Source organism: Pedobacter sp. 05L430 (assembly GCF_056397585.1).
Map to the genome: position 1 here is coordinate 1 of NZ_JBFTNT010000166.1, position 8,995 is coordinate 8,995.

General features: G+C 37.8%; 7 protein-coding genes. 1 reads left to right on the plus strand and 6 read right to left on the minus strand.

The features are described 5' to 3' along the window. From AC1DG9_RS18155 to recJ, 3 genes are all read right to left on the minus strand, one after another. Nucleotides 1-1,436, minus strand: a 1,436-nt coding sequence (locus AC1DG9_RS18155) for a GH3 auxin-responsive promoter family protein (RefSeq protein ID WP_477634996.1), incomplete at its 3' end; no start/stop codon positions are given. Nucleotides 1,437-1,456: 20 nt separating this feature from the next. Beyond that, entirely contained in the window at nucleotides 1,457-2,191 is a 735-nt protein-coding gene (gene lptB, locus AC1DG9_RS18160; protein ID WP_172659337.1) for an LPS export ABC transporter ATP-binding protein, read from the minus strand. Nucleotides 2,192-2,200: 9 nt separating this feature from the next. Beyond that, the gene (gene recJ / locus AC1DG9_RS18165) at nucleotides 2,201-3,904 is read right to left on the minus strand and encodes a single-stranded-DNA-specific exonuclease RecJ (RefSeq protein ID WP_477634997.1); all 1,704 of its coding nucleotides are present in this window, start codon (nucleotides 3,902-3,904) and stop codon (nucleotides 2,201-2,203) included. 147 nt (nucleotides 3,905-4,051) lie between these two features. Here recJ and AC1DG9_RS18170 point away from each other — a divergent pair, with 147 nt between their 5' ends. After that, on the plus strand, nucleotides 4,052-4,819 hold the full coding sequence (locus AC1DG9_RS18170) for an MBL fold metallo-hydrolase (RefSeq protein ID WP_172659339.1): 768 nt from the start codon (nucleotides 4,052-4,054) through the stop codon (nucleotides 4,817-4,819). Here AC1DG9_RS18170 and AC1DG9_RS18175 read toward each other — a convergent pair. The 3 genes from AC1DG9_RS18175 to gcvP all read right to left on the minus strand — a co-directional run bounded on the left by AC1DG9_RS18175 (nucleotide 4,816) and on the right by gcvP (nucleotide 8,927). Beyond that, on the minus strand, nucleotides 4,816-5,220 hold the full coding sequence (locus tag AC1DG9_RS18175; protein WP_172659340.1) for a response regulator: 405 nt from the start codon (nucleotides 5,218-5,220) through the stop codon (nucleotides 4,816-4,818). The genes AC1DG9_RS18170 and AC1DG9_RS18175 overlap by 4 nt on opposite strands. A 125-nt stretch (nucleotides 5,221-5,345) precedes the next feature. Next, entirely contained in the window at nucleotides 5,346-5,939 is a 594-nt protein-coding gene (locus AC1DG9_RS18180; RefSeq protein WP_172659341.1) for a YceI family protein, read from the minus strand. A gap of 111 nt (nucleotides 5,940-6,050) precedes the next feature. Continuing rightward, the gene (gene gcvP, locus AC1DG9_RS18185; protein WP_172659342.1) at nucleotides 6,051-8,927 is read right to left on the minus strand and encodes an aminomethyl-transferring glycine dehydrogenase; all 2,877 of its coding nucleotides are present in this window, start codon (nucleotides 8,925-8,927) and stop codon (nucleotides 6,051-6,053) included. Nucleotides 8,928-8,995 lie beyond the last annotated feature (68 nt).

The window sequence follows — 8,995 nt, forward strand, 5'->3', positions numbered from 1 at the left end:
AGTTTACCTTTCGATTTTAGCCAGTTATAAAAAGTATTGTTAGGGGCATTATGTACTTTAGGACGACGTAGTGCCATATCTTTAAATCTTTTGGCATCATAATCAGAATTCACTTCTCTTAAAGTCTGGTCCAGAACGTCTATAAAGAGTTCAAAATCATTTGGCTGATGATCAAATTCGATGATCCATTCATGACCTCCAACCTCTTCACCTTTAAAGTAAATTGGGCAAGCAGTATAATCTTTAAAAACTGCTCCTGTTGCATCACAGGCTTTGCAGATCGCTTGTTCGGCGTTGTCTATAATAACTTCTTCTCCAAAAGCATTTATGAAGTGCTTTGTTCTGCCTGTTATCCTTATTCGGTATGGAGACAGACTTGTGAACTGAACGGTATCTCCAATCATGTACCGCCAAAGACCACCATTTGTGGAAATTATGATGGCGTAGTTTTTATTTAGTTCTACCTGTTCAAGAGTTAAGGTATCAGGATTTTCATCATCAAGTTTTTCAAACGGTAAAAATTCGTAGTAAATGCCGTAGTCAAGCATCAGCAGAAGTTCATCAGAATCTACTTCATCCTGAATGCCAAAAAAGCCTTCAGAAGCATTATAGGTTTCCAGGTAATACATGTGATTACAAGGGATTAGTTCTTTGAACTGCTCTCTGTAAGGTTTAAAATTTACTGCACCATGAATATAAAGCTCAAGATTTGGCCATACCTCAAGCAAGTTGGCTTTGCCGGTAATTTCCAATACTTTTTTAGCCAATACTATTGTCCAGGTGGGTACCCCGGCAATATTGGTTACGTTCTCTTTGATGGTAGCCTCAGCCATTTTTTCCATCTTTTCCTCATAGTTCTCCATTAGTGCAATGGAGATATTTGGTGTGCGGTAATATTCGGCCCACATAGGCAGATTTTTGATCAGCACGGCCGAAAGGTCACCATAAAAGGAGTCTTCATTGAGCTGGTTAATTTGATGGCTGCCGCCAAGAACCAGCCCTTTCCCGGTAAAAATCTCATTGTCAGGTCTGTTGTTGCAGAAAATCGACAACATGTCTTTCCCTCCTTTAAAATGACATTCCTGCAAAGATTCCTCTGATACGGGAATAAACTTACTTCTGTCGCTGGTGGTGCCAGATGATTTGGCAAACCATTTAATTTCAGTTGGCCAGAGGATGTTTTGTTCTCCTTTAAGCATCCTTTCTATATATGGCTTTAGCGTATCGTAATTCTGTAGGGGAACACGTTCTTTAAATTGTTTAGGGGTCTCAATAGTACGGTAATCATATTTTTCCCCCCATTCAGTATCCTCAGCACTGGAAATTAGTTTTTGAAACCATTCTTCCTGTACATCATGTGGGTACTTCATAAAAAGCTCAATCTGGTGAACGCGCTTTTTCATATACCAGGTAAAAATTGAATTTACAATTGCCATGCTTTTGTTTAAGTAGTGAATTATAAGTTTTTACTTCGTAATACGAAATTAGAGCCTAAGTAAACCCGTCTTACCATTTCGTTGGCAGCAAGTACTTCCGGAGTGCCGGATTCGAGGATTTTACCCTCAAATAGTAAATAAGCTCTGTCGGTGATTGATAGAGTTTCCTGTACGTTGTGGTCGGTAATCAGAATACCTATGTTTTTTTGTTTTAGTTTGGCTACGATGGTCTGAATTTCCTCAACAGCAATAGGGTCTACTCCTGCAAATGGTTCATCCAATAAAATGAAGTTTGGACTGGCTGCAAGTGCCCTGGCAATTTCAGTTCTTCTGCGTTCTCCTCCTGAAAGCAGGTCGCCTCGGTTCTTACGTACCTTGTGTAAGCTAAATTCAGTAATGAGTTCTTCCAGTTGCTCATGGCGTTCTTCTTTGCTCATTTTAGTCATTTCTAAAATGGCCATGATATTATCTTCCACTGAAAGTTTTCTGAAAACTGAAGCTTCCTGAGCTAAGTATCCAATACCTTTTTGTGCCCTTCGGTACATTGGGTCGGTAGTAATATCCTCCTCATCTAAATATATTGTACCCTCATTTGGTTTAATCAGACCCACAATCATATAAAAAGAGGTGGTTTTTCCAGCACCATTTGGGCCTAATAAACCAACAATTTCACCCTGACTAACACTAAACGAAACGTCGTTAACAACAGTACGTTGTTTATATTTTTTTATCAGATTTTCAGCTCTTAATATCATCTAATTATATTAGTTATCAATTTCTATCGCTTTAATGTTTAGTTGCAAGCGCCGTTGATCTTTCCATATATTTTCTTCCACTGTATAACAAACAGAGAAGGGCTGGTTTGGTTGCAAAAGCGATTCATATTCTGCCAAGCCAAATCCAATGCCTTCAAAAATAGTGGAATTTTGTTGTTTTAAATTTAATTTTAAATGTTTTATACCTACAACATAAGGTTTTCCTGTAATAAATACATTATGTGAAACAAAAACGGGTGCTGTATTTAGTGGGCCAAATGGGGCCATTTGTGCTACAATACGTTGAAATTTACCATCTATCTGGCCAAACTCAATTTCTGTATCGATATTTATTTCAGGGCTTAGTAAGTCATCCGTTATGGTTGAAGCAACGATATTTTCAAAACGATCAGAAAATAATTGAATATTTTCAGGTTTTATAGTTAGCCCGGCAGCAAATTTATGTCCACCAAACTGAACCAAAAGGTCCTGACAACCAAGTAATGCTTCATATAGGTCGAACCCAGCAACAGACCTGGCTGAACCCGTAAGTAATCCATTTGAAGCTGTAAGCACAACAGTTGGTCGATAGTATTTTTCAATCAACCTCGAAGCAACAATCCCAATTACGCCTTTATTCCAGCTTTCATGATACACCACTGTAGTTTTTTTATTTACAAGGATATCGCATTCTTCAATCAAAGCAAGTGCTTCGGCAGTCATGTTTTGATCGGATGTTTTACGATCAGTGTTCTGTATGTTGATAAATAAACTCTGTTCCTGAGCCAGAGAACTTTCAGTACAAAGTAACATTTTAACAGCTTCCGATGCATGATCCATTCTTCCTGCCGCATTTATTCGGGGCGCCAATGTAAACACTACGTCTGTAAGTGTGTAATCCTTGCTCTTTCCGGAAATTTCCATTAACGCCTTTAATCCAACACAAGGCTTAGCATTTAACTTAATTAAGCCATGATACGCTAGGATTCTGTTCTCATCAATTACTGGTACAATATCCGCAGCAATACTTACCATTACTAAGTCTATATACTGCTCATAATTTTCGGCAGGTAGCTGATGTGTGTCACAATAAGCCTGGGCAAGTTTAAACCCAATACCGCAGCCTGCAAGTTCTTTAAAAGGGTAGGCGCAGTCATTACGTTTGGGATCAAGTATTGCGATTGCTGCGGGAAGTTCATMGCTGGGTAAATGGTGATCGCAAATAATAAAATCTATATTTAAGGTATTAGCGTAAGCAATTTTGTCATTAGATTTTATTCCGCAATCAAGAGCAATGATTAAAGTAAAGCCATTTTTTGCAGCATAATCAATTCCAGCTGTTGAAATGCCATAGCCTTCTTTATGCCTATCGGGAATATAATATTCAATGTCTGATGTAAATTGACTAAAGAAACTGAATGCAAGCGCAACTGATGTTGTGCCATCAACATCATAGTCTCCATATATTAATATTTTTTCTTTTTTGGCTAGGGCTACGTCAATTCGATCGATGGCTTTATCCATATCCTTCATCAAAAAAGGATCATGTAAATGAGACATCTGAGGCCTAAAATAGTCACGTGCAATATCAAAGGAAGAAATACCCCTTTGAACTAATATTTGTGCTAAGCTATTGTCTATGTTTAATTGTTGTGCAAGCAAATCTGTTGTTTCTGTATTGCCCTTTGCGGCCTGCACCCATCTTTTTTTCATCTAATACCTGTCTTCTTTTTCTCTGCGAAGCTTGCATAAACTTCTGTTTATTTTATTGCCAGCGTGTTAACTTCATGGAGGTTCCCTATCTTTGCAATGATATTGTTGTAAATATATCATTTAATTTTCTTACTAATAACTACGCCATTGCAAGTTTTCACTTTATACGAAGGATCTTATTCTGTAGACGCTACTAAAAAATTTATACCTTTTAATGCCGAAAAAGATAATCCTAAAGATCGCCCTGCCTCCCTTTTTATACACGTACAACCCTTTTTAGTTAAGCTAAAAAATAGTCTTGTTTTGTTCGATACAGGCTTAGGGTATAGTGATGAGGATGGGCAGCTGATTTTACATAAAAATATCAGGAAAGCTGGTTTTGATCCTGAGGATGTAGACATGGTTTTAATGTCTCACCTGCATTTTGATCATTCTGGAGGTATGGTTCATAACAAGCTAGATGGTAGTGTGGAATTAAGCTTTCCGCATGCAACTTATGTTATTCAACATGGAGAGTGGGAGAATGCGTTTACAAACACCTCTTCATCTTATAAAACTGAAATATTTGATTTTTTACAGCGCAATGCACAACTGAAATTTGTTGAAAACTCTGGTCAGCTTACTGATGAGATTAGTTATGAACTAACGGGGGCACACTGTCCGTTTCATCAGGTGTTTTTATTGGACGATGGGGTAGATAAAGTGTTTTTTGGAGGTGATGTTTTACCCGAACCTGAAGAGCTGTTAAGGAGATTTATTGCCAAATATGATTTCGATGGTCGAAAGGCAATGGAACTACGAGAAGAGTTTGGCAAAAAAGCAGCAGAAGAGAATTGGAATTGCCTTTTTTATCATGCAAAAAGTAAGGCTACCGGTTATATAACCTATACCGATGGGCAGTTTAAAATAATTTAAGGAACAACCAACTGTAAAAGCTCTTTAAGCCTTTCTATGGTTAAAGGTTTAGAAATAAATCCATCAACCGATTTGAAGCCTTTAGCTTTCTCAATATCATACTCATAAACAGATGAAGAGAGCATATACAAGAAAACCTTTTGGCGCTGGATGTTAAGTTTTTCATAAACTTCCAGAAATTCCCAGCCATTAAGAACAGGCATGTTGATGTCAACCAAGATGATGTGTGGAAAAATTTCTACATTATTAGCGATGCTGGTTAAATAATCTACAGCTAATTGGCCATTACTTTTCGAAATCATGTCTACCTCATAGCCTGTCTTTTCTATCACTTTTTTTATGATAAATATATTGATGTCATCATCATCAATTACAAGCATATTGATTCTAGAGTTTCCCATAAATTTCGTAGAGAGCGGAAAATGTAAAGTCCAAAATTAAAACATATTTGAATGTTTTAACAAGTATATTTATAAGAGCAAAAAAAAAGCCATTAAATGAATAATGGCTTCTAGTTTCTATTTTTTTATTTTTTTGCCACAAGCTTGATAGTCAGTTCAAAATCATCATAGATCATTTTATCGCCAACATCAGGGAACATTCCTTTTGATCTAAATTTAATACCAAATTTAGTCCTGTCCACAGTAACTTTTTCAGCGGTAGCAGTTACTGATCCATCTGCATTCCAGGCAATAGTTGCAGGGAAAGTGATAGAATTTGTAATGCCTTTAATGGTAAGATTACCTGTTACATTTGCCGTATTGGCTCCTGTATTTGTAATCTTTTTAATTACAAAAGCAGAGGTTGCAAATTTATCAACTCCAAAAAAGTCATCCGCTTTTAAATGGCCTTCTAACTTTTCACTTTTGTCGGCATCTTTAATCGTTGCCATATTTATAGTGAAATTGCCACCTGCCAGTTTTTTATCATTGAAAATCAAACTTCCTGACTGAAGATCGATAGTTCCATTGTGACTGCCTGTAAGTTTTTTGCCAACCCATGTTAATGATGATTTCTCAACATCCACTTTATAAGTAGTTGCCTTAAACACAGGAGCAATAAATGCCGAAGAGACAAATACTATTAAAAGTAATGCCAGCGAAGTGATTTTTAATTTCATTGTATTCTAATTTAATTTTTTAATACTAAGGTCTGTTTTAGCCTTTTGATACATTTAATAGAACAAATGTATCAAAAGGTTTAACGGCCAAAGTTGACCTATGATAAGTTTTTAAGCTAGATCTTCTGCATAGCTTTCAATCGGCGGGCAAGCACAAACCAATGATCTGTCGCCAAATGAATCATTTACTCTTCCAACCGATGGCCAGAATTTGTAAGCAGCTACATAAGGTAGTGGGAAGGCTGCAGTTTGTCTGCTGTAGCCATGATTCCATTCATTACCGGTTACTACAGCTGCAGTGTGCGGAGCATTTTTTAGTGGGTTATCAGTTTTGTCAAGCTCGCCAGTTTCAACGGCAGTTATTTCATTTCTAATGGCAATTAAAGCATCACAGAAACGATCTAACTCATGTTTAGGCTCACTTTCTGTTGGCTCAACCATTAATGTTCCGGCAACCGGGAAAGAAACAGTAGGCGCATGGAATCCGTAATCCATCAAGCGTTTTGCAATATCAACAACCTCAATACCGAAGTTTTTAAATCCTCGGCAATCTAAGATCATTTCGTGTGCACAACGGCCATTAGCGCCTGAATAAAGTACAGGATAATGTTTTTCTAAACGAGCCTTCATATAGTTGGCATTCAATATCGCATACTTTGTAGCGTTGGTTAATCCTTCGCTACCCATCATTGCTATATAAGCATGAGATATGATCAGAATTGAAGCTGAACCCCATGGTGCCGAAGAAACTGCATGAATGGATTTATCATTATTGATGTCTACCACGGCATGTCCTGGTAAATAAGGGACAAGGTGTTTTGCAACGCCAATCGGACCCATGCCAGGGCCACCACCACCGTGAGGAATACAGAATGTTTTATGTAAGTTAAGGTGACAAACATCGGCACCGATATTTGCAGGGCTGGTTAAACCAACCTGAGCATTCATGTTGGCTCCATCCATGTAAACCTGGCCACCATTTTCGTGAATGATGTTACAAATGTCTACTATGCTTTCTTCAAATACACCGTGTGTAGAAGGGTAGGTTACCATTAAACAAGAAAGATTGGCTGCATGTTCAATTGCTTTAGCTTTTAAATCCTCAACATCAATATTTCCGTTTTCTAATGATTTTACAACCACAATCTTCATACCTGCCATTGCCGCAGAAGCCGGGTTAGTTCCATGAGCAGACGAAGGGATTAACGCGATGTTACGATGAGCATCGCCACGATCCTGATGGTAAGCTCTGATTACCATTAAACCTGCATACTCGCCTTGAGCACCGGCGTTTGGCTGTAAACTCATAGCAGCAAAACCGGTAATTTCACTTAACCATCTGTCAAGCTCATTAAATACCGTATAGTATCCAGCTACCTGATCAGCAGGAGCAAAAGGATGCACTTTGCCAAATTCAGGCCATGTAACCGGAATCATTTCAGTTGTTGCATTTAGCTTCATTGTACATGAACCCAAAGCAATCATCGAATGACAAAGAGAAAGATCTTTAGTCTCTAATGATTTTATATAACGCAACATTTCATGTTCAGAATGGTGCGCGTTAAATACCGGATGTGTTAAATAGGCAGATTTACGTTGTAAATTTGCAGGAATTACAGTTTCAACGTTTTCATCAGCCAGCTCAACAGCATCAGCAGCAATTGCTTTTACTTTTGAGAATATTTTAGTTAATAGCTTTATATCTTCAACTGAAGTAGTTTCATCAAGAGCGATGGTAACTACACTTCCTTTATAGTTAAGGTTGATTTCATTGTCGATGCATTCTCTGTGAATAGAATCAACTAAATCGCCAAGGTCTAACTGAATGGTGTCGAAATATGCTTTGTTTAACTGTTTGTAGCCTATTTTCTCTAATGATTTAGCTAATGTAATTGCCAGGCCGTGTGTACGCTCTGCAATAAGCTTTAATCCTTTAGGGCCATGATAAACAGCGTAGAAACCAGCCATAATAGCCAATAGTGCCTGTGCTGTACAAATGTTAGAAGTAGCTTTATCTCTACGGATATGTTGCTCTCTTGTTTGCAAAGCCATGCGTAAGGCATAGTTGTTATTACTATCGATGGTTACACCAATGATACGTCCTGGGATTGAGCGTTTGTATTCATCTTTAGTCGCAAAAAACGCAGCATGAGGCCCACCAAATCCCATTGGTACACCAAAACGTTGTGTTGTTCCAACTACAACATCTGCGCCCCACTCTCCCGGAGGAGTTAATAAGGTTAAGCTAAGTAAGTCGGCAACAACTGTAACTTTAACATTTTTTTCATGTGCTTTTTGAGCAAAAGCAGTATAATCAAATACTTCACCGTTTCCGGCAGGATATTGAATAATTGCTCCGAAGAATTCTTCATTTAGCTCAAACGAGTCATGCGCACCAATTACCAATTCAATTCCAAAAGGATTTGCACGGGTTTTTAAGATGTCGATTGTTTGAGGAAATAACAATTCAGAAACAAAGAATTTAGTTGCCTGTTGATTTTTGCGCAGGCTATATTGCATAAACATGGCCTCAGCAGCAGCAGTACCTTCATCAAGAAGTGATGCATTTGCTATTTCCATACCGGTAAGATCAATAACCATAGTCTGGAAATTCAACAAAGCCTGTAAACGACCCTGAGCAATTTCAGCCTGGTAAGGAGTATATTGAGTATACCATCCCGGGTTTTCCATTACATTACGTAAAATTACACCGGGAGTTAAAGTATCATAATATCCCTGACCGATATATGATTTGAAAACTTTGTTTAAAGAAGCAGTTTGTCTTAAGCTGCTCAGGTAATCTGTTTCAGATTTTGCTTTTGGCAAATTTAACGGTTGTTTCAACCTGATCTTTTGTGGAACAGTTTGTTCTATTAATTCGTCAACAGAACCAACGCCAAGCGTGGTTAGCATTGCGTTTGTGTCATCAGTATTAGGCGCAATGTGGCGGTCTTTAAAGTCTTCTTGGTAATGAATGTTTAAGCTCATGTATTCTTTGAATAAAAAGTTGCGCAAAGGTAATAAAAAAATAGCCTTTTAACCACCAACTAATATCC

What these genes read in the sequence shown, in the direction of transcription:
- lptB (WP_172659337.1), bottom strand. Translation starts at nt 2,191, where the DNA reads ATGATATTAAGAGCTGAAAATCTGATAAAAAAATATAAACAACGTACT.
- AC1DG9_RS18175 (WP_172659340.1), bottom strand. Translation starts at nt 5,220, where the DNA reads ATGGGAAACTCTAGAATCAATATGCTTGTAATTGATGATGATGACATC.
- AC1DG9_RS18180 (WP_172659341.1), bottom strand. Translation starts at nt 5,939, where the DNA reads ATGAAATTAAAAATCACTTCGCTGGCATTACTTTTAATAGTATTTGTC.
- gcvP (WP_172659342.1), bottom strand. Translation starts at nt 8,927, where the DNA reads ATGAGCTTAAACATTCATTACCAAGAAGACTTTAAAGACCGCCACATT.